This window comes from Streptomyces anulatus (genome assembly GCF_000721175.1).
Taxonomy (GTDB): Bacteria; Actinomycetota; Actinomycetes; order Streptomycetales; family Streptomycetaceae; genus Streptomyces; species Streptomyces anulatus_C.
The window spans coordinates 1-19,687 of the sequence record NZ_JOEZ01000043.1; the positions used below are offsets into that span (position 1 = coordinate 1).

The window sequence follows — 19,687 nt, forward strand, 5'->3', positions numbered from 1 at the left end:
CGACTCCTCCTTCTTCTTAGGCGATGCCGAAGGCGCCGGCGACGAGGGTGCCGATCTTCGTGATGACCCAGGCCAGAACTCCCTGGACGCCCTCGCCGATCGGGCCGGGGATCGTGGAGGCCAGCACCGGCAGGACCGCGCCCAGGGCGAGCGTGCGGTGCTCGACCTTCCGGGTCACCAGGTCGTTGGCGAACATGAAGGTGACGAACAGCGCCGGGAAGCCGGTGATGATCAGCCCGGTCCACTCGCCGACCGATGAGGTCGCCCAGGGGACACGGTTGGGGGTTTGACAGAACGTCACAGAGCGTCGTAACCTCGCGCGCGCCCGCACGCGCTCGTGCGCGCAGGTACGCGTGGGCGTACGGGTGAGGGTTTTTTGGGCGGTCACAGGGCTTGTCACAGCTCCGGTCACAGCGGCTGTCACAGCCGGGCCGGTTACTGTGCGTGGCGCTCGCGGATCTGGTCCAGCGTGCTGACCGCGTCCTCGAACGCCCTCTCGCGGGCGTCCGCGGGGAGCGTGTCGAGGGCCTTGCGGAGCCGGTCGAAAGCGACCGCGGCGACCATGTCGGGGCCCTCCTGGCGGGCCTCTTCCAGGCGCCGGCCCCAGTGCTCGGCACGGCGGGCCAGCTTCTCCGCGCGCTTGCGGCGCAGCGGCTTCGCCCGCTCCGGCGGGTTGTTCCACGGGGCGCCCTGGGTGCTGTTCATGTGTTCTCACCTCCTTCTCGCGGGCTGGGGTGGCAGGGTGGGACCGGCGCTTCGGCGCCTTCACCGAGCTCCCGGGGCGCTGTCTTCGTCCCGGGGGCCGGTGGAACCGTCGAAACAGGTCGTTTGTGCAGGTCACACCGTCAGGCGGTAGCCGTCGGCGATGAGGATCGCGGCTTCCTGGCGGTACTTGGACGCGGTGTCGGTGGAGGACACATCGCACTCGCGCTGGACGTCGGCGATCGAGACCAGCTCGTTCAGCTCGTACTGCACGTCCTCCAGGGCCAAGCCGTCGTGGAAGATCCCGGCGGTGAGGGCCATCCGTGCGACCTTGCGCACGGAGCGCTCGCGCGGGTGGAGCTTGGCCTCGTCCTCGATTTCGACCGCGCGCCGCTCGATTTCGGCAGCGGCCCGCCGCGTTTCGGCAGCAGCCTTCTCCGCTTCGGCAGCAGCCTTGCGGGCGACCTCCACACCGGCTTCGGCGCGCGCCGTCCGCTCGATCTCCTCGGCCTCCTTCCGCGCCGTTTCGGCAGCGGCCCGACGCGTTTCGGCAGCAGCCACTTCGATTTCGGCAGCGGCCCGGTCGGCTTCGGCCGTGGCCTTGCGGGCTTCGGCGATGGCCTGGGTCTCGACCGCCTGCGCTTCGGCGGCGGCGACCCGGTCGGCCTCCGCCGCCTCCTTCCGCTTCTGCGCCGCCTGCCGTTCCAGCTCGGCCGTACGGAGGTCGGCGTCGGCCGTTGCCTCGCGGGCTTCGGCCTCCTGGCGCTCGGCCTCGGCCCGGCGGGTGCGGGCCTCGGCCTGGACCGCCGTCTCCAGCGCCGCCTCGTCCCGCTCGACGGCCTTCTCGGCGGCGCTGATCTGTGCCTTGGAGTGCGCGCGGGCCATCCCCTTCTCGCCCTCCACCCGGGCCCGGACCGATTCGAGCTTGCCGTCGGCTTCCAGGCGCTCGGCCTCGGCCAGCTTCTCGGCGAGCTCCTGGCGCGTCGTCGCTTCCAGGCGCCGCTGCTCGGCCTCCTCCTTCCGTGCGTCCGCTGCGGCTTCCTGCTGGTCAGGCATGGCGAGGGCCTCGCTGACGGTGTAGCCGTAGGGCGCCATCTTCATCGGCAGCCGCTCATCGTCGGTGGCCTTGGACAGGTCACCCTTGTACTTGCGCTTGAGCCACTGCTCGTACGCCAGGAGGTCCTGCTCACGGCGGACCATCTCCGGGTAGGAGGCCACCCCCCACAGCCGCATCCGCCGGTAGATCCGGGGAGTCGCGACCGGTGCCAGCACCCAGCGGATCAGCGGGATCGCATCGCGTCCCTCCCGGTCGGGGCGCACGATCCGGTCGATCGCGTCCCGGCCGACCTCCACGATCATGATGAACAGGACCGGGACGACGCCGTGCGCGAACGCGGCAACGTAGTCCAGCAGCGCCCACTGCTTGTCCTTGGGAGTGGCAGAGGCCGCGTTCAGGACGACAGTTGCGCTGGTCAGGAGCCATACCGGGTAGCGGACCCAGGTGATGGGGCGCTTGAGCCAGGCCATCAGCAGGTCGACCGCGATCATCACCATGATCCCGACGTCGACACCGACCGCGAACAGCTGGCCCTTTTCCAGCGACCCGAAGCGGAGCTCCTTGTGCGCGAAGCTCGCGACGTGCGCGAACGACAGGTAGAGGCCGATGCCGGCGAGGATCAGCGCGAAGGCCACGATCCCGCCGACGGCCAGCTTCTGCATACCCGTCAGCGGGCCGCGCGGGACGGCGGGAGCGGTCTCGTCCGGATTCCGCTTCTGCGTCTCCGAAACGAAATCCGGTGTCTCCGAAACGATGCCGGGTGTTGCCGAAACGGCGGCCGGTGTCTCCGAAACGACAGTCGGTGCGGGCGAAACGGGGTCGGGTGCGGCCGCGGTCTGCGGCCACTCGGTAATCGTCATGAGGGCCTCCGGAATGAGGGATTCAGGGCGTGAACGAAACGGGAGGCGCTGCCCCCGAAACGCGGGCGGCTGCCCCCGAAACGGGGTGGGATGGAACCGAAACAGGGGCCGTGCGGCTCACCGGCCGCAGCCCGGAGTTCCGTCTCCGCCGGGTCCAGCGCGGCGGGAACACCGGTGCCCGGAGGCGGGCGGCCGGTGCTCCCGAAACGCTGTCGGGCGGAGGCGAAACGCAGAGTGCGTGGGGACGAAACGCGGGGCGGCTCGGATACCGAGAGGGTCAGGCCGGCCGCGAGGCGCCGGTCGCCATCGCCGCGTGGAGCGCGGCCGTGTTGGTCTTGCCGCTGCGGGTCGTGCCCCCGATGAACGTGCCGGTGTCCGTGAACCGGAGGAGCAGGGCCCCGTCGACGCTGTCGGTGGGCCGGTGCGGGGCAACGACCTGGCCGTCGGGGAGCAGCGCTCCGGTGTCCTCCCAGAGCAGCAACGCGTTGCACAAAAGGCTCCAGCCCTGCTCCGGGCGGGCAGCCACCACCTTCGCGGCCTCCCGGTCGGGGCTGTCGGCGCTCGGGCACCTGGGGGTGTGCTGGCACAGCGAGTCCGGCAGCACCGTGGTGGTGGTCGGGGTGGTGGGGTGGCTGCTTTCCATGGGGCTCTCCTCGAGGAGGGAAGCGGTCCCGGGAGTGTCCCGGGCTGGAGGCGTGCGAAAGGGCCGGCGGCCCGTGGTGCGGGCGGCCGGTGCGAGCGTTCAGCGTGGGGCGGGAGAGGAGTTGGGATCCTGTCCCGTGGTGCGGTCAGGCGCGCTTCGTCTTCTGCTGGGCGAGGTAGTCGTCCTGGAGCCGGACGAGCTCGCCGTACAGGCGGCGGCCGGTGGTGCAGCGGCGGTCCGGCGAGCACGTGGTGCAGGTGGCGTCGTGCTGCCGGACCGCCGCTGCGGCGTCCATGTAGAGGTCGTACAGGCTGCGCTTCGTCACGCGGCGGCCCGCTGCTCCTTGAGGCGGAGGCGAGCGGCCCGCCGGTGGATCCGGCGCCGGTCTTCCTCGTCGGTGCCGCCCCACACGCCGTGGTCCTGGCCGGACTCCAGCGCCCAGTCCAGGCAGGCCTCCATGACCGGGCAGGTACGGCACACGGCCTTGGCTTCCTCGGCCTGGGCGATGGCCGGGCCGGTGGTGCCGATAGGGAAGAAAAGGTCGGGGTCCTCGTCCCGGCACACCGCGCTGACCCGCCAGTTGGTGTTGACCGGCAGGTTCGCGGAGGGCGCGTAGACGGCGTTGACGATGGTGCTCTGCATCAAGGGCTCCGGAGGGTGTGTGCGGAGCAGGCCGGGGAGTTGGCTCCCGGGCTGCTCACGGTGTTGGCGGGGTGGATGTCCGTCACGCGGTGGCCGGCCTCCCACGCCCTGGCGGCCGTCGTGGAGGCGGCCGCCAGGAGCGCGAGGGTGAGCGGGTGGGCCAGGCCGTGCGCGGTGAGGGCCCGGACCGCGAGGTGCTGCGCGGTCCGGGCGGCGCGTATGAGCGGCACCTACTTCGGGCGAGACTCGCTGCGCTTGTTGGCCTCGCCAACCTTGCGCGAGAGGTCCTCGCGCTCCTGCTGGTCGGAGAGGTCCTTGCACTCCGGCCTGGTCGCGGTGACGGCGGGCGGGCAGTCGTGCCCGCCGCAGTTCCACCGCAAGCAGAGCGGGCACTGGCCCATCACCGGCCGGTGCAGGATCAGCACCGGCTGACGGTCGTAGCCGGGGGCCATTTCCTGGAGCGTGCGCCGCGCCCGGCGGCCTGCCCCGGCGGCACGGTCGTCGCCGTCATCCACGAGCTGCTGCACGAGCTGGCGGAACTGTTCGGTCTCGTCGCGCTCCGGTCCGCGGTTGTTGTCGTCCTCGGTCATGTCGTCGTAGATACCGAACGACGGAGTCGGGATCGTGCGTGTCATGCTGAGCTGCATCAGGTCCTCCGATTCAGGTCCTGGACAGTCCGAGGGCCGTAATCCCAAGGGCTGTCGCGATCACTCCCCATTTGGGGAGTCGACTGCGTCGAGCAGCCGAGGCCCCGGCCGACCCTGTGATGGGTCGGCCGGGGCCTCGGTCGTTCGTCGCAAGGTCAGGCGGGCAGAGTCGCCGTGGTCTTCCGCTGCGCGTACTGCATGCCCAGCTCGGCCTGCCGCCGGTCGAAGGCCTCGAAGTCGTACGGCTCCGTCGGCACGCTGGGGGCCTCGGCCTGGGCGGGCGCCTCGGGCCGGGCGGGAGGAACGGGAACGACCGCACGGCGGGTGTCGGCATCCTGCACCGCCGGGAGTACGGCGGCCCACCCGGCCTCACGCTTCGGAGCGGCCGCGCGACCGCCCCGCTGGCGCTCCTGGTGCTTCAGCTGCTCGCGGGCGATCGTGCAGGACGCCTGGGTCTCAGCGGCGCGGACCTCTAGGGCGCGGCCCGTCTCGCACCGTCCGCCAGCCGTGCAGCAGGAGCAGGCGGCACGGTGCTGGTCGACGGCGTGGCGAGCGCGCTGCAGCAGCGGGAGCAGGCGGTGCAGGGTCGGCGTGCCCTGCAGTCCCCGGTCAGCGAGGCGGTAGATCGGGGTGGGCGGCTGCGCCAGCGGCTTGTAGTGCTGGCGGGCGGAGCGGCGGCCTGTCGCCGTGCTGTCGGCGGCGAGCATCCTCTCGCCCCACTGCTCGACGCTGATGTCCATGTCGATCAGCTGCGCGCTGCCGGGGCAGCGGGGAGCGCGGCCGCCGCGGACCTCGCGGTCCAGGTGGTGGGTTTTGATCATCTTGCGGTAGAGCGGGTGCCACGAGTCGCAGTCGGGACAGACGATCGACTGGCGCTCGCCCTCGCGGAGGTTGAGGTTCTGGGGCGGGATCTCGCTCGCCTTGAGGGCAGGCCGACGGCTGGGACGCATCAGGAACTCCCTGGTCAACAAGAAAGAAGCTCGGGTCCGGACTTGGTTGCGTTCTCCGCCCGCCACGGGCGTACGAGGGGCCGTGGAGAGGGGGCAGCGCAACTGCTGTGGGTGGTGCGCGCAAAGGGCCGGCACGGGGACCTCGTCGTTCGTCACCCGGCATCCCGCCAGTTGAGGCGGGCATCCACATAGCTCTCTGCGGTAGTGCTCTTCGGTTGTGGGTGGTGCAGGGGACCGAGGTTCCGGCTCCCTCATCCGGCCGCGTGCTAGACGGCGTCCGGGTGGGGGAGCCGGGTCCGTGAAGACCCGGCTGGAGCTAGGCCGCGAGCGGCATGGGCTCCGTGGCGGTGACGGGCGGCGTGATGCGCAGCTGCTCGGCGTAGGGGAGAAGGACGTCGACCAGGCGCTCGCGCACCAACTCGGTGGTGGTCGGATCGACGGCGACGATGTCGCGGGCGGCGAGCATGCGGTTCTCGCGGGCCTCGATCGCGGCGATGGCGGCGGTGATGTCCAGGCCGTCCAGCCGCTCGTGGGGGAGGGGGCCGGCCTCGTACATCTCCAGCGGTGTACCGAAGGCGACGTCCAGGTCGAGGTCGGCGAAGTCGGGGAGCGGCACTTCGACGGCCTCCAGGAGCGCGAGCGTCTCCGCGTCGAAGGTCTCGGTGGTAAGGCTGGCGGCGGGGCGGCTGGTGGTGTTCATGAGGTGGTGCTCCCTTCGGAGGTGCTGAGCTCGGGAGGCGTCCCGATGGCGTGTGGGCAGGGCGAAGCAGCACCTCTTCGGCGCCCGCCCCGACCTCGTTACCGAGGTTCGGTGCGTCTTCAGTACACCTATCCTCGTTAACGATGTCAAGAAGTACGTTAACGAGGTACGCTCGCCCGGTGGCTGCCTCACACACCGGGGTGCCCTGCCGGTTCCTCGATAGCCAGCGGCCGTAGGATCGCTAACGAGGTAGGGAGATGCATGGCGAAGGACACGGGCGAACAGCGGCCCAAGTACCAGCGGATTGCCGACGACCTGAAAGCGGCGATCGAGTCCGGCGCGTACGGCCCCGGCGATCGGCTGCCGGGGGAGAGCGCACTTGCCGCCAAGTACGAGGTCGCTGTGCTTACCGCCCGCCAGGCGCTGAAGATCCTGCGGATCGAAGGCTTGGTGGAGACGAAGAAGGGTGCCGGCGCTCGAGTCATCGAGTTCCGCCCGATCCGGCGTCACGGCATCCAGCGGCTCGCACGCGAGCAGTGGGGCGCTGGCAAGTCCATCTGGTCCGCCGACGAGGAACGCCCGGTCACGATCGATGTCCGCGTGGACACCGTGGCCGCGCCCGCACACATCGCCCGAATGCTGGACATTGAGGAGGGCGAACTCCTCTGCGCTCGGTCCCGACGCTTCGTGCTGGCTGACAGGCCCGTCATGCTCGCTACCTCGTACCTGCCTCTCAGCCTGGCCGAAGGCACAGCGATCATGCGCGTAGACACCGGCGAGGGCGGCACGTACGCCCGGCTCGCTGAGCTCGGGCACGCGCCCGCTCACTTCCGCGAAGAGATCCGGTGCCGCCTGCCCATCGCTGGGGAGGCCAAAGGGCTGGCCATGCCCCTGGAGCGTCCGGTCATCAAGCTGTGTCGCACCGCCTTCGACGCCGGGCTTGAGGCCGTCGAAGTGAACGAGATGACCATGGACAGCGCGGCCTACGTGCTGGAGTACGCGTTCGATGCCTAAGCGGCTCAGCTCGTCCATGTCGTGCCCCCTGATGACTGGTCGTCTTGTGGGGGCCATCACACTCGCGAGCGCCGCTCCGCAACATCACAAAGCCTTGTCGAAGCTCGTGCACACCCGTGTTCACGGGTTTTCAACATCTACGTACACATGGGATTTGGAGCGTGAGCTCTAGGCTCGCGGCCATGACGATGACGGAGGAGCAGAGGGTGGGGAAGCAGCGAGCAGGGTGGAGGCCAGACCGGCTCCGGGAGCAGCGTGAGGCCCACGGCCTGACCCTGGAGAAGGCTGGCGAGCGTCTTCGGGCGGTTGCCGAGCAAGCGAAGCTCAAGGGCATCCCCGCCGCAAATCCTCAGACCCTGTGGCAGCACGAGCAGGGCGAGGTCTTCCCCGGCCCCCACTACCGGCGGGCCTACTGCCTCCTCTACCGGGCCACTGAACCTGACTTGGGATTCCGTACGGCCCTGCCCGGTGAGGAGTCCTCCTTCAAGCTCACGCCGCTGGACGACCGCCTTAACGGATCACACGTCCTGGCTGTTGAGCGCGCTATCCACCGCATCGCGCCGGGCTCGGACGAGGCTGACCACTTCGACCTGCAGCAGCGGATCATCGATGCGTGGAAGCGTCGGCACACGGGCGGAGACCCTCACCGTCCGGTGCTCATCCTGGTCGGCGGCTTCGCCGGCAGTGGAAAGACCGAGCTCGCCCGCTTTTTCGTCCAGCTCACCGGCTGGCCGCTGCTCGACAAGGACCCGCTCACCCGCCCGCTCGTTGAGCGCCTCCTCGTCGCCCTGGGCGGCGACGCGAACGACAGGCACACCGACCTCTACCGCGAGCAAGTCCGGCCGGTGGAGTACGACTGCCTGATGCAGTCGGCCATGGCCAACATCAGGTGCGGCATCTCCACCGTGCTCACCGCGCCGTTCATTGCGGAGATGACCGACCCGGCCTGGATGCAGCGCCTGACCAACCGGGCCGGCTCCATGGGCGTCGACGTCTTCCCCGTGTGGGTGCGTTGCGACGAAGAATCGATGCGCGAATACATCGGATTCCGGTCCGCGGCCCGCGATGCGTGGAAGCTGGCGCGCTGGGACGAGTACATAGCGACCATCGACCTAGACCTGCGCCCTGCGGTGCCGCACCTGGTGGTGGACAACCGGCTGGGCACAGCGGTGACGCTCGCAGACCAGGCCCGGCAGGCGATGGGAGCGATGTACACGTGACCCCGAAACTGGGCGTGATCCTGTACGGCCCGCCGGCATCAGGCAAGGACACTGTCACCACCGCGCTCACCGAGCTGGACCCGAAGTACGCGCAGTTCGCGCGGCTCAAGGTGGGGACGGGTAAGGCCACCGGCTACCGAATGGGCACACCCGAGCAGCTGCACGAGCTGGAGTCCGTAGGCGACGTCGTCTACGCGAACTCCCGGTATGGCAACACGTACGCGATCGACCGGCCTGGCGTCGACGCGGCGTTCGCGGCCGGGGTGCCGGTGATGCACCTCGGGCAGATCGACGGCATTCGCGCGCTGGTCGACGGCTACCCGGCCGACTGGTCGGTGGTGCTGCTGTGGTGCCCGCGCGAGGTGACCGCGCAGCGGTCGGCGGGGCGCGGCGACAGCGACACCGCAGCACGCCTGGCGGCGTGGGACGCGACCCGTGCAGACCTGGACGCGCACCCCGGTGCGACCTGGGACCTGACCGTGGACACCACGGCGGCGGCCCCGCAGGACGCGGCTCGACTCATCGACCAGCTGCTGGCGCAGCGGGCGGGGGCGGCGTCGGTATGACCGTGGGCTACGGGTGGGCGAGTCGGTCTAGGGCGTCGGTGAGCGTGAGCGCGCTGTCGTCCTTGACCTCATGCCACCGTGCCAGCGTGGACGCGGCCGCGCGCAGCATCTCCGGGGGAAGGCCGGCGGCCGCGAGGGCGTCGGCGGCTTCCTCGAGCTCCGGCCCCCAGCGCCAGGCGCGGGCTGCGGTCTTGGCGACGTACTGCGGCTCGGACAGGTACGAGTCGGTGCGCCGTGAGGCGACCTCGATGAGCTCCTGGTCGACGCCGTGCTCGCGCGCCATCCCGACCGCAAGCGCCACCAGCACCCGCGAGGTCTTCTGGAAGCTGGCGTACGACAGCTTCAGCGCGGACGCCTTCCCCACCTCCGTGCCCAGCACCGAAGTCTGGACGGCGGTGTCCGTGAACAGCGCCTCGATGCGGGCGGTCGCGTCAGCGGGCCCGGACAGATACAGGGTCGGCGCCTTGCCTCCGACCGGCGGGGAACCGACTACGCCGCCGTCCACGACGGTCGCGGTCGGTGCGAGCAGGGCGGCGATTCGCTGCACGCGCGTGGGATTGATGGCGTTCGCCTCCACGTACACCCCGGCGAAGCGGTGCTCGGCGACGTCGCGGGCCAGGTCCTCGGCAAAGGCCGGCGGGCAGAGGCTGATGACAATGTCGCTGCGGTCAAGCAGTTCGGCCAACGCGACCACCGGTGTCAGGCCGAACTCGGCGGCGCGCGCCGCCGACGCGGTGCTGCGCCCCGTCTCGCACCAGAGGACTGCGGTCGCGTTGGTCGCGGCGCAGGCGGCGACGGCGGCGCCCATGCTGCCGGGGTGGAGGATACCGACAGTCGGCTGGTCCACAGTGCTACTCCGAGTTCTCGTTGAGCAGGATGGTGATGGCGTCGGTGACGTCGTCGACGACGTGGTGCGCGGCGGGAAGTCCGTCAGGCCAGGGGCGTCCGCGCAGCCAGATGGTGCGCAGGCCAGCCTGGTGGCCACCGCCGATGTCTCCGGTCGGGTTGTCACCGACCATCCAGCCGCCATCCGCGAGGTTCGCGCCGCAACGGGCGGCTGCGAGTTGGAAGAGGCGCAGGTCCGGCTTGCGGACCTCCAGGTCGCCCGAGACCGCAAGGCCGTCGACCAGGACGTCGAGGCCGGTCGCGGCGAGTTTGGCGCGCTGGATGTCACCGGCCCCGTTGGTGATGATGCCGATCGTCCAGGCAGCCGCGCGCAGGCGGACCAAGCCCTCGATGACCTCGGGGCGGCAAGTGACGGCGGACGACATGAGGTCGACGTACTCCTCCCACAGGTCCGCAGCCGACGCCTTCAGGGTGAAGGCATTCCGCAGCCGGGCGAAGTCGTTGACGGTCGCGCGGTCGGCCAGCTCGATGCGCAGCCACCGCTCGGCGTCTGGGGAGAGCGCGCGGGAGCGGCACAGGCAGGTCAACGCGTCGCTGAGCGCCGCCTGTCGGTCGGTCAGCGTGCCGTCCAGATCGAAAAGCGCGAGTCGGTGCACGGTCCCGGACCCTACCGGGCGTCGGGCGCATCGCCGTTCACGGCAGCAGCGCACCCCCACTCTAGATCAAATGGTGTATGTTTCGGAGATCCATCGATCATGGGAGCCTGCGCTATGTCCGACCCGGACCGCCTGAAGCGGGTTGATGCCCTGCTGGACGGCCCACCACAGGGGCTTCGCGGTTCACCGGCCAAACGAAGGAAGAGAGGTGATCCCCACTCGCCTGATCGGTGTCCAACCTCATCTGCACATCCAGACCGGGCCCGAGGGCTCTGGTATGTCCGCGCATCTGAAAGCTGGTCAACGTCATAGTGCCCGATCTCCCGGTTTATGAAAAGCCGACCCATGTCCGTTTCGAGTTCGACGGCATACCGGTCAGTCACCCGGTATAGCGGTGGTGCCCTGTGAGCGCGGGCGCGGCGTCAGCCGCCGTGCTGGACCACCCCCTGCGTGAGGACGTCGACAACTCGGTCGACGAGCTGCGGGGAGAGATTCCCGGGCAGCGGAATGAGGTGCTGCCGAAGGCGCCCGAGGCGGGCTCGCCGGAGGTGCGGCATGCCCGTGTGGTGGGCCGGGAGCAGGACATCGTCTGGACGCGGTCGCGGCGGGCTGAGCCGCGGGCGTGGCTGCGTGCGGTGGTGTGGCTGGTGGCTGCCGGGCTGCATGACGGTGCCGGTCCGACGACGCTCGTGGTCGCTCGGGATCTCGCGGCCCGGATGGACTACCGGCGCGGGATCGTCGTCTACGACCTGGCGGGCGCGGCCCGGCGGACTGATACGTCGGAGGCGACGGTGAAGCGGCACGTGAAGGTGCTGCGCGAGCTGGGCGCGCTGGTGTGGCTGGTCCACGGCAGCAAGCGCAACCTGGCGTCACCGGGGGAGCCGTACATGGCGACGGCAACGATCTACGGTGCGGTCATTCCGGCCGTGTTCGACGAGGCGATGGGTCACCGGCTGACCGGGACGGGCTACGAGGGCCGGGTGTGCGGGGTGACCGAGGCCGGGCGGGAGCGTGCGGTCGCGCAGGCGACGGTGCGCAGCGAGGCCCGGCACCAGGGCCGGCGGCGTACGGACCGGCAGCGGCCCTCCGGTCGGCGTGGTGCCCGGGTCCGCACGGCCCGCCCTGTGGATAACCCGGCTGTGGATAACCGCAGCTCGCAGCCGCGTGAGCCCCATTCTCCTGGTCGTTACCACCGAGCACCTGCAGTTCAGGTTGATGGTGGTTGTAAAGACACCTCGCGCGAGCGCGCGACCTGCCGAACCTCTCCCCGCCCCTTCTTCAAGATCAGCTACAACCCGGACGGGAGCCGCCGTACAGCGGGCCAGACGCAGCGGGCGATCGGCATCATCCAGCAGGTCAGGCCCCGGGTCACCTGGACCCAGCGGGCCAGCCAGCGGGAGCTGGAAGTCGCGCTTCGGCCGTTCACGGACGCCGGGTGGGACTGGCCGACGATCACAGCGGAGCTCCACTCCTGGCACCTGACCTGGCGCCCGGCCCGGCCCGCCGCCTACATCTGCTCCCGCCTGGCCCAGCAGGCCACCGCTGAGCACCAGACGGCAGCAGCAGAGATGGCCGAGGGCTGGGACGAGCAGGCAGCCTCCGGCCCGCTCGCCGCCCCCAGCCCCGACCTGGTGCGCAACGTGATGCACGGCCTCGCCGAAGGCCTCGCCAAGCACTCCGCCCGCCAGGCCGAACTCGGCCTGGACGACCTCACCGACCACAGCGCGGCCGCCACCATGGCCGCCTTCCTCAACAGCGGGACGGGAGCCCCGGCATGAACGAAACCACCACCGCGAGCGGCGCCGACCTGGCCCGCATCGCCCTCCAGACCGCCCGCGCCGCCGCGAAGATCACACCCCAGCCCAAGCGCACCCGGACCACGACCACCCGCACCCAGCGCAGCGGCGGCCGCGAACCGCTGCCCTTCGCCGACGCCCTGTCCCGGATGATCGCTGAGCGCGGCTGGGCCTCTCCGGCGGCCGCGGCCGCGACGGCGGACAGCGTCATCGACCAGTGGCCGGCCATCGCCCCCGAGCTCACCGGGAAGGTCAACGCCGTCCACTTCGACACCACCACCCGCACCCTGCACCTGCGCCCCGCCACCCCCGCCTACCGCACCCAGCTAACCCTCCACCAGAAGCAGATCACCGCCAAGGTCAACGCCTCGGTCGGCCCGGACACCGTCCGGCACCTGGAGATCCTGCGCCCCGCCGCACTCACCCCGCCCAGCGATGCCCGGACACCTGCGTCCGCTGCCACTCCGCAACCTGTTGCCGTATCCGGCGAGCTGCCTGCCCGGCAAGAGACGCCGGACGGCTACCGCGAGGCCATCGCCGCCCACCGCGCCACCTGGGCCACCACCCGGCAGCACTCCAACCCACAGATCCAGAAGGCGGCCGAACGGCAGCTCCGGGAACGGCTCCGGGAACCGGAGGAGCACTTCGCCGACGGCCGCCAGGCCCTCGAGGAGCTCCGCGCGAAAGCTGCCGCCCAGCAGCAGGTGCGCCCCAGCGACACGTCCCGGGCACGGGCCCTGCAACGTCTGGCCGCCGAACGGGCCGGGCTGGCCACCATCACCCCGGCGGCGGACGCGCCGCAGCGGCTGGACCGTACGGCGTGAACGAAGACCACAGAGGCGAGAAGATCTCTGAGGCAGAGAGCTGAATTCCCAAGACGGGCCAGCGTCGTTGTACTGAACGAAGGCGCCAGAGAGAAGAGGACGGGCAGTGCCGAAGAAGCGTAAGAAGAACCGCAAGACGTCCCGAGGCTCGGCCGCCACCGTGATGTCACGTGCCTTGCTGCCCGCCCAGCTTGCGGACGTCCCGGATTGCGATGCCGAGTGCTGCGACGACGAGAACTTCCCCGTGGACGAAGACTTTCCCACGTCCGCCTTCCGGGAACAGTTCGCAAGCCCAGCCGACGCTGCTGCGGCGGTACGGGAAGACAAACGGTGGGAATGGGTCGGATGCATCGACGGCTCACGCATGCGCCACCGCATCCTGGCGTCTGACGACGGCACTGCGGCAGTCGAGCAGGCCGTCTTCCTGGGCACCACCCAGGAAGGCGCGATCCTGTGCGCCTGGCACGAAACCCCCGACGGCGAGCGTCCAGCGCTCAAGAAGAACATCCTCAGTGCCCTGGACCGGTTGCAAGGAGCGCTCCGGCCGCACCTGGAAGCAGAGATCAGGGAAGGCCGCGACGACGACGACTACACCGCCCTCGTCCCAGAAGCGTTCTGCGACGCCCCGGAACCGTACGGAGCGGGCATCCCGCTCTTCGGCTGGCGCATCCTGCACCCCGTGACCCCCGAGACCACCTGGGAAGACACCCTCGACATCGCCCTGTGGAACAGCTCAATTGCCATCGGAGACTGGTCAGGCCACTACGACCACGTCGACGAGATCAGCCTGGACGGCTTCACCCGACTGCTGCGCCACCATGGAATCCCCGCCGTCCTGTGCGCCGAGTGCGAGAACCCCATCACCTCCCGCCACCCACGCTGGCCCGGGATCTGGGCCACACCCACGGACGAGGGCGGCGGCGCTAGCTGTGAAGGCAAGGGCACGGGACCGTTCCCTCCTGCGCCTCGTCTCGGCTGGTACACCGACAGCGAATTCGGCACACCCCACCAGCCGCAGTCGGCCAGTTGACCACCGAGGTACAGGCGACCGCCGAACGGCACCTCCATGACCAGCTCCGGAAGCCAAAGAAGAACTTCGCCGACGGCCGCCAGGCTCTCGAGGAACTCCGCGCCAAAGCGGCCGCCCAACAGCAGGCGCGCCCCAGCGACGCATCCCGGACACGGGCCCTGCAACGCCTCGCCGCCGAACGCGCTGGACTGGCCACCATCGCCCCGACGTCTGGACCGTACGGCGTGAGGTTAGGTGCCGACGCGTCCATGGCGTCGGGTGGCTCCAGGTCGAACAGGAGCTTCGGCGGCCGGAAGCGCGGTGTTCTGGGAGGGCGAGGCCCGATGCGCTGCGCGGCTGCCGCCGGGCGGGCCGCCTCACGAGTCCTGCGGGCGGTCGGGTCTGGTTGTCTGCGTGCCATGCCTGCGCAACGGCTGGTCTTCGGCCGGGTTTCGGGTCGCGCTGTCCTCGCCGTGCCGGACCTGGGGCCGCCGGGGGGTGTGCCGGTGTCGACGACGCTGGGCCCGGCTACTAGATTCCCGAATGGAGGTTCGAATGCTGATGTTACAAAAGGTGACCGGAAGCTTACGAATATCGAGGCGCGCAGCCCGAATCCCCGGGCGAGCGGGCATCGTTGGGCACCACAGCGCGTCGTTGGTATTGCGACGGCGCGGGAGTCGTGCACGGCAGGAGGAAACCGGTGAGTGACCGCAGCGCCATCGAGTGGACCGAGGCGACCTGGAACCCCACGACCGGGTGCGACAGGGTATCGGTCGGCTGCGACAACTGCTATGCCCTGGCGCTGGCGAAACGGCTCAAGGCGATGGGCGCGGCGAAGTATCAGAACGACGGGGACCCGCGGACATCCGGACCCGGGTTCGATGTGACGCTTCACCCGGACGCGTTGGACGTCCCGTACGGGTGGAAGGCGCCGCGGGTAGTGTTCGTCAACTCGATGTCGGACCTGTTCCACGCCCGCGTCCCGCTGGCTTTCGTGCGCCAGGTATTCCAGGTCATGGCCGATACTCCGCAGCACACCTACCAGGTACTGACGAAGCGGGCGCGGCGGCTGCGCCAGATCGCGCCGAAGCTGGACTGGCCGGCGAACCTCTGGATGGGCGTCTCCGTCGAGTCCGAGGCCGAGCTGCCGCGTATCGACGACCTGCGCCAGGTGCCCGCCGCCGTGCGGTTCCTGTCCTGCGAGCCGCTGCTGGGCCCGCTGCCCGGCCTCGACCTGGACGGGATCCACTGGGTCATCGCCGGCGGCGAGTCCGGGCCCAGCCACCGGATGCTGGACGAGGCATGGGTGACGCAGATCCGCGACACCTGTCAGAAGGCGGATGTGGCCTTCTTCTTCAAGCAGTGGGGCGGGCGCACCCCGAAGGCCGGCGGCCGCCTCCTGGAGGGCCGGACCTGGGACCAGATGCCGCTGCTCGTCCCGGCCTGACCCCGTACGTGCAACGTGTGGCCGGGCCCCGGGAGAGCAGGGGCCTGGCCACACGTGCGTCAGACCAGGAGAGAGCCGGGGGCGACGGTGATTTCCCGGGTCCGTTTTACGCCGACCCCATTGCTGGGCGTCTTGCCCTGTTCGTGCAGGAGCCGCACCGCCTGGCGGGCCACCTTTTCGGTCACCTGCCCGTAGAAGGACCCGAAAATCTCCAGCGTGTGGTCGACGAGCTTCACCTGGCGCCGGGACCGGATCAGCAGCTTCTCCAGGTTGGCCGCGATCTCCGGCAGGGCTTTCGCCTCGACTTCCTTCGGGTCCGGGGCCAGGGAGAACAGGGCGTCCTCCTCGCGCTCCTCCAGCTCTTTCCACCACTCGGCCCTCGCCCGGGCCACGGCGTCGCCGAACACCCATAGGCCGTACGGGCTGCGGGTCGCGAACACCAGCCGGTAGACGGCGCGCTGGCGCGGCGAGTGCGATACCGGAACCGACTGCACCACCATGCCGGTGCGCTGCTCCAGCCGGCGGGCGTACTCGGCCGCCACCGCTTCGATGGCGTCCTCGGCCGCACCGTTCCTGCCGCGGGAGGCGACCGCGTCGGCGAAGTACTCCCGCCACCAGGTCCCGCCGCACACGTCGTCGAACCGCTGCAGCGACCGCTCATTTCCCTTAGGGGAGCGGACGTGGCCGCCCAGGCGCCACACCGCCATCATGCTGAAGTTCATCAGCAGCTCCGTCGCCGGCCGTTTCTGCGGGCGCTTGCGGGCGAGCACCTCCACCAGGCGGTCCTGCGGCAGGACGAGCCCGCACGGGTCCAGGAACAGGAACAGCGGCTCGCGTACCGCCCGTTCGACGACCTGGTCCAGGACGCTGTCGACCTCTCCGCGGTGGGCATGCGCCCGGACCCCTCTGGACCGGTACTGCTGGACCACTTCGCTCAGCCGGTCATGCGACTTCGCCTGCGCTTCCGAGAAGAAGCACTCCAGGGTGAGCCCCGCCTTGGCCCGCAGATGTGAGGCCACGCGCAGGGCGATCTCGCCCGAGGCCGGCTGACCGTTCTCGTAGCGGCCCTCGCCCGCGTACCCGTCCAGGTAGACCACCCGCTTGTCGTGGGACTGCGTGCCCGTCATCCCGCCGAACTGCGGCAGATACCGCCGCAGCAGGTCGTGCTTGAACACACTGGGCAATGCCTTGTCCGCCCAGTACTCTCCGCTCGTGCCTGACGACATCGCAACCCCCGACTTCACCGTATCCAATTGATCACAGATAGTGAGGCACGAGGGCGGGGTTGAGCACAAGAGCACCACCGGGCGACAAGGCCGAACGGGCGGAGCGGGCACGGGCTGCCCTGGAGGAGTGGAACGGCTACGCCCCTACTCCCGCCGAGCAGGACGACCTGGACCACGAGCTGGACCGGCGCCTGGCCCAGGTGGCCGGCCGGTGACCGACACCCTGCACATCGTCCTGGACGACACCGCGATGACAGCGGCGGGACAGGGCAACGTCCTGACCTCCCGCCTCATCCATCGCGCCCATGTGGAACCGGGATGGTTCTTATACGCCCCGGCCTGCGCTCTCGTCGAAGCCGACCGGACCCGCCCCGGCACCGCCGAACACCTGGCCTCCCTGCCCGGCGTCACCGTCCTGGACCTCGACCTGGCCGCCGCCCTGGCCATCGCCCAGCAGCAGACCTGGGCCACCGCCCACAGCCAGTACGCCGCCCAGCCCACCGCCGACCGCCCCGACGGAGCGGTCATCGCCACCACCGCCCCGCACCGGTGGGCAAGCAAACCGGTCCGAGTGCTGGACCTGACCCCGTGATCGCAGCGGCGGAGGACCTGACGTGTCCTCGGTGCGAAGCACCGCCTCACAGCCCGTGCGTACGAAGGAACGGAAGGAAGCGGAAGCCGCACCTCACCCGGCGCACGCTCACCGCCGCTGTATCGCTGGTGCTACGCCGCCTCAGGCACCATCCGCCGACGGAGCGCACCCGAGTGGCCGGCGAGCTGCTGGCCCTCGGGAAGAGGGACAAGCTCAGCCGGGCGGGCTATGCCTGGCATGACGCAGGCAGCGAGTTGCGGACACTGCAACGGCTGGTCGAGGACGCCGGGCGTCACGCCGAAGTCGCCGTCGACGCCTGGCTTGACGGCGAGGAGCTGCGCAGCGGGGCCGATGCCCTGGCTTGGCAGCTGAAGCGCACGGCGGTCCTCCTGGAGGAACTGCATCGAGACGACGGGCAGAATCCCGTCGACGAGGAGCTCCTGGCCGGTGTGCTCAAGCCCGCTCCCTCACTGGTCGACCGGGCGAGGAGGCGTGGTGATCTGTGTCAGCTGCGGCGTGAGCTGGCCCGGCGCAGTAGCCGGCTCACGGTGGCCGGTGATCGGTGGCAGGCCACGTGGCATCAAGGCCAGGTGACGGCCCGGAGTGAGGACGGGCGCGTGGTGCGGGGCTACGCGGCGGCTCCCGAAGCTGTGGAGCAGTTCCTGCAGCCGTTCGAGGCGACCAGTTGTCACCGGCCACGGGCCAGGGTCGTGGTGGTGGACGAGCGGCCCGAGCACCGGGTCACTGACCGTCATACGGCCGGGACTTCCTATACCGACCGGGCGGCGGCCTTCGACGCCGATTCAGCTGCTCTCGCCGGCGTTGTCGCGGCCCTGAACGGGTTACGACAGCAGTGGCCTGCCGAAGCGGTGGCCGAGCGTGTTCACAGTGCCGCGGAGGAGCTGCAGCTTGTCGCGCCGCCCGCCCCCAGCTTCAGCCTGTATCGGGGGACCTGGCCCTACTGGGCGACGAGTACCAGCGCGGGCTGGGTCTCCACCCCGGCCGTCGTCTCCGGCATCGACCCGATATGGGGCGTCTTCGACCGTGCCGAAGAACTGCGGGGAGCGGGGTGGGTCTCACGCGCCGCGAGTGAACTGCTGGCCACCGACCCGGGCGACCTGCCCGGCTTCCTGCGCCACCACCTGCTGGCCGGCGGATCGGTCGACCTGACCGTCATCAACGGTCCGGCCGGCCCGCTCTACACCGTCTCCAGCGGTGGAGCACACCGTACTCACCTGTTCAAGATTCTTGGCCTGCCGTTCCTGTTCGCCCACCTCACCGCCCGCATCGCACCGAGCCGGATCGACGTCACGTCCGTCATCGACACGTCCAAGGGCGTAGCCGAGGCCAAGCGTGTAGCCGAGGGATGGCATCTGCTGATCGAACGAGGCCTGGTGCACGGCACCGTCAGCTACCAGGGAGAGTTCGCCACCCTGCACATCGACTTCGCCCCCGCACCATGGCTCCTCGGTAACGACGCCTTCGTCACCGCCTACAACCAGGCCTACGAACGGGTCTACCCCGGAGCGCTGGCACAGCTCGGCGTCCCCACCCACGCCCTGGCCGATGAGCAGACCTGGCGAGCCTGGCTGCACACCTGAACTGCGCCTCGGACGTCTCCGGCCGTCACGGCACCGGCCCAGCCAGGGTGTTACCCGGGTGGCGCCTCGAAGAAGTCGGAGTCAGGGCGGCATGCCTGCACCCATCGGTTCAGAAGCGGCAATTCCGTGGAGTGGTCACGCAGATGCGACCCGCGCTTGACGTAGAGGGTCACCACATCAGTGTTCGCCCGCTCGCTCCACCGGTTCTCCCGTGCCGCCTCACAGACCGCGTAGTAACTGATATCCAAACCCGACATCCTGGGCGAGCGGCCGAAATCGACAGCCGGTTCCAGATCGGCGAAGAACACCCAGCTCGCAGGAAGCCCGATGCCCACCTGCCCTGCGAACTCCACCACGTAGCCGCGCCGCACGATGCGCTCGTCGGTGTAGCACGCCAGGGGGAGGCGGTCGACGGTGTGGATGTGGTCGTAGTGCGACTGCCCCGAGCAATCGGTGCACGCAGGGGCGGAACCAGCGGGAAGCACGCCGGGAGCCCTCCGACTCGTCGTTGCCTTCTCCTTCTTCAACGACACCCGGTACGCGTAGGTACGCCCACAGCAGGGGGCGATGTCGGGTGGGCTGCCGGGGGCATCGTGACTTTGTCTGCGCTGGCAACCCGGGGAGCGCGGCAGCGGTGGGGGGATTTACGCCATCCTTCGCCAAGGTCCAGCGGGGGCTGTGAGGCTCTC

At 70.0% G+C, this 19,687-nt stretch carries 23 protein-coding genes and 1 pseudogene; 10 read left to right on the forward strand and 14 right to left on the reverse strand.

Annotated elements, in window-relative coordinates:
- Positions 1–16: 16 nt before the first annotated feature.
- From IG90_RS0134335 to IG90_RS0134380, 10 genes and pseudogenes are all read right to left on the reverse strand, one after another.
- On the reverse strand, positions 17–301 hold the full coding sequence (locus IG90_RS0134335) for a hypothetical protein (RefSeq protein WP_030593776.1): 285 nt from the start codon (positions 299–301) through the stop codon (positions 17–19).
- Positions 302–435: 134 nt separating this feature from the next.
- A complete protein-coding gene (locus IG90_RS0134340) occupies positions 436–705 on the reverse strand; it encodes a hypothetical protein (protein ID WP_030593779.1) in 270 nt (89 codons plus the stop codon).
- A gap of 132 nt (positions 706–837) precedes the next feature.
- Positions 838–2,619, reverse strand: coding sequence for a DUF2637 domain-containing protein (locus tag IG90_RS0134345; RefSeq protein ID WP_030593781.1), 1,782 nt, complete (start codon positions 2,617–2,619; stop codon positions 838–840).
- A gap of 415 nt (positions 2,620–3,034) precedes the next feature.
- Positions 3,035–3,208 (reverse strand): annotated as a pseudogene (locus IG90_RS46970) (DUF5999 family protein); the annotation flags it as partial.
- Between the two features lie 199 nt (positions 3,209–3,407).
- Entirely contained in the window at positions 3,408–3,587 is a 180-nt protein-coding gene (locus tag IG90_RS40030; RefSeq protein ID WP_033894924.1) for a hypothetical protein, read from the reverse strand.
- Positions 3,584–3,904 carry a WhiB family transcriptional regulator gene (locus IG90_RS0134360; RefSeq protein ID WP_051860441.1) on the reverse strand — a complete coding sequence of 107 codons (321 nt, stop codon included), beginning with the start codon at positions 3,902–3,904 and terminating at the stop codon, positions 3,584–3,586. The genes IG90_RS40030 and IG90_RS0134360 overlap by 4 nt, the downstream gene beginning before the upstream one ends.
- A complete protein-coding gene (locus IG90_RS0134365) occupies positions 3,904–4,134 on the reverse strand; it encodes a hypothetical protein (RefSeq protein WP_030593787.1) in 231 nt (76 codons plus the stop codon). Before IG90_RS0134365 ends, IG90_RS0134360 begins: the two co-directional genes overlap by 1 nt.
- Positions 4,135–4,539 carry a hypothetical protein gene (locus IG90_RS40930; protein WP_157846398.1) on the reverse strand — a complete coding sequence of 135 codons (405 nt, stop codon included), beginning with the start codon at positions 4,537–4,539 and terminating at the stop codon, positions 4,135–4,137.
- Positions 4,540–4,706: 167 nt separating this feature from the next.
- Positions 4,707–5,501, reverse strand: coding sequence for a hypothetical protein (locus IG90_RS44510; RefSeq protein ID WP_051860439.1), 795 nt, complete (start codon positions 5,499–5,501; stop codon positions 4,707–4,709).
- A 316-nt stretch (positions 5,502–5,817) separates the two neighbouring features.
- Positions 5,818–6,201 (reverse strand): hypothetical protein, encoded by a 384-nt coding sequence (locus IG90_RS0134380; protein ID WP_051860438.1) that lies wholly within the window; start codon positions 6,199–6,201, stop codon positions 5,818–5,820.
- A 261-nt stretch (positions 6,202–6,462) separates the two neighbouring features.
- Here IG90_RS0134380 and IG90_RS0134385 point away from each other — a divergent pair, with 261 nt between their 5' ends.
- The 3 genes from IG90_RS0134385 (at position 6,463) to IG90_RS0134395 (ending at position 9,001) form a co-directional block, all read left to right on the forward strand.
- Entirely contained in the window at positions 6,463–7,215 is a 753-nt protein-coding gene (locus tag IG90_RS0134385) for a GntR family transcriptional regulator (RefSeq protein WP_030593793.1), read from the forward strand.
- A 182-nt stretch (positions 7,216–7,397) separates the two neighbouring features.
- Entirely contained in the window at positions 7,398–8,435 is a 1,038-nt protein-coding gene (locus IG90_RS0134390) for an AAA family ATPase (protein ID WP_030593794.1), read from the forward strand.
- On the forward strand, positions 8,432–9,001 hold the full coding sequence (locus IG90_RS0134395) for a phosphotransferase-like protein (protein ID WP_030593796.1): 570 nt from the start codon (positions 8,432–8,434) through the stop codon (positions 8,999–9,001). The genes IG90_RS0134390 and IG90_RS0134395 overlap by 4 nt, the downstream gene beginning before the upstream one ends.
- Before the next feature lie 7 nt (positions 9,002–9,008).
- On the opposite strand, the gene IG90_RS0134400 is transcribed toward IG90_RS0134395, so the two are convergent.
- On the reverse strand, positions 9,009–9,848 hold the full coding sequence (locus IG90_RS0134400) for a DUF1932 domain-containing protein (protein WP_030593798.1): 840 nt from the start codon (positions 9,846–9,848) through the stop codon (positions 9,009–9,011).
- Between the two features lie 4 nt (positions 9,849–9,852).
- A complete protein-coding gene (locus IG90_RS0134405; protein WP_030593800.1) occupies positions 9,853–10,503 on the reverse strand; it encodes an HAD family hydrolase in 651 nt (216 codons plus the stop codon).
- A 404-nt stretch (positions 10,504–10,907) separates the two neighbouring features.
- Here IG90_RS0134405 and IG90_RS40940 point away from each other — a divergent pair, with 404 nt between their 5' ends.
- The 4 genes from IG90_RS40940 to IG90_RS0134425 all read left to right on the forward strand — a co-directional run bounded on the left by IG90_RS40940 (position 10,908) and on the right by IG90_RS0134425 (position 15,579).
- On the forward strand, positions 10,908–12,281 hold the full coding sequence (locus IG90_RS40940; RefSeq protein ID WP_051860404.1) for a hypothetical protein: 1,374 nt from the start codon (positions 10,908–10,910) through the stop codon (positions 12,279–12,281).
- Positions 12,278–13,123 (forward strand): DciA family protein, encoded by an 846-nt coding sequence (locus IG90_RS0134415; RefSeq protein WP_030593804.1) that lies wholly within the window; start codon positions 12,278–12,280, stop codon positions 13,121–13,123. The genes IG90_RS40940 and IG90_RS0134415 overlap by 4 nt, the downstream gene beginning before the upstream one ends.
- 175 nt (positions 13,124–13,298) lie before the next feature.
- Entirely contained in the window at positions 13,299–14,153 is an 855-nt protein-coding gene (locus IG90_RS0134420) for a hypothetical protein (protein WP_157846383.1), read from the forward strand.
- A 679-nt stretch (positions 14,154–14,832) separates the two neighbouring features.
- The gene (locus IG90_RS0134425) at positions 14,833–15,579 is read left to right on the forward strand and encodes a DUF5131 family protein (RefSeq protein ID WP_030593810.1); all 747 of its coding nucleotides are present in this window, start codon (positions 14,833–14,835) and stop codon (positions 15,577–15,579) included.
- Between the two features lie 59 nt (positions 15,580–15,638).
- Here the strand turns inward: IG90_RS0134425 and tcmP are convergent, their stop codons facing one another.
- Entirely contained in the window at positions 15,639–16,754 is a 1,116-nt protein-coding gene (tcmP, locus tag IG90_RS42845; RefSeq protein ID WP_157846384.1) for a three-Cys-motif partner protein TcmP, read from the reverse strand.
- A 110-nt stretch (positions 16,755–16,864) separates the two neighbouring features.
- Between tcmP and IG90_RS44515 the strand changes: the two genes are divergently transcribed.
- From IG90_RS44515 to IG90_RS0134445, 3 genes are all read left to right on the forward strand, one after another.
- Positions 16,865–17,020, forward strand: a complete 156-nt coding sequence (locus IG90_RS44515; RefSeq protein WP_157847099.1) for a hypothetical protein — start codon at positions 16,865–16,867, stop codon at positions 17,018–17,020.
- Positions 17,017–17,397 (forward strand): PIN domain-containing protein, encoded by a 381-nt coding sequence (locus IG90_RS0134440; protein ID WP_030593815.1) that lies wholly within the window; start codon positions 17,017–17,019, stop codon positions 17,395–17,397. Before IG90_RS44515 ends, IG90_RS0134440 begins: the two co-directional genes overlap by 4 nt.
- A gap of 173 nt (positions 17,398–17,570) precedes the next feature.
- The gene (locus IG90_RS0134445) at positions 17,571–18,998 is read left to right on the forward strand and encodes a hypothetical protein (RefSeq protein WP_030593818.1); all 1,428 of its coding nucleotides are present in this window, start codon (positions 17,571–17,573) and stop codon (positions 18,996–18,998) included.
- A 50-nt stretch (positions 18,999–19,048) separates the two neighbouring features.
- On the opposite strand, the gene IG90_RS0134450 is transcribed toward IG90_RS0134445, so the two are convergent.
- The gene (locus tag IG90_RS0134450) at positions 19,049–19,531 is read right to left on the reverse strand and encodes a hypothetical protein (protein ID WP_157846385.1); all 483 of its coding nucleotides are present in this window, start codon (positions 19,529–19,531) and stop codon (positions 19,049–19,051) included.
- Between the last annotated feature and the right edge of the window lie 156 nt (positions 19,532–19,687).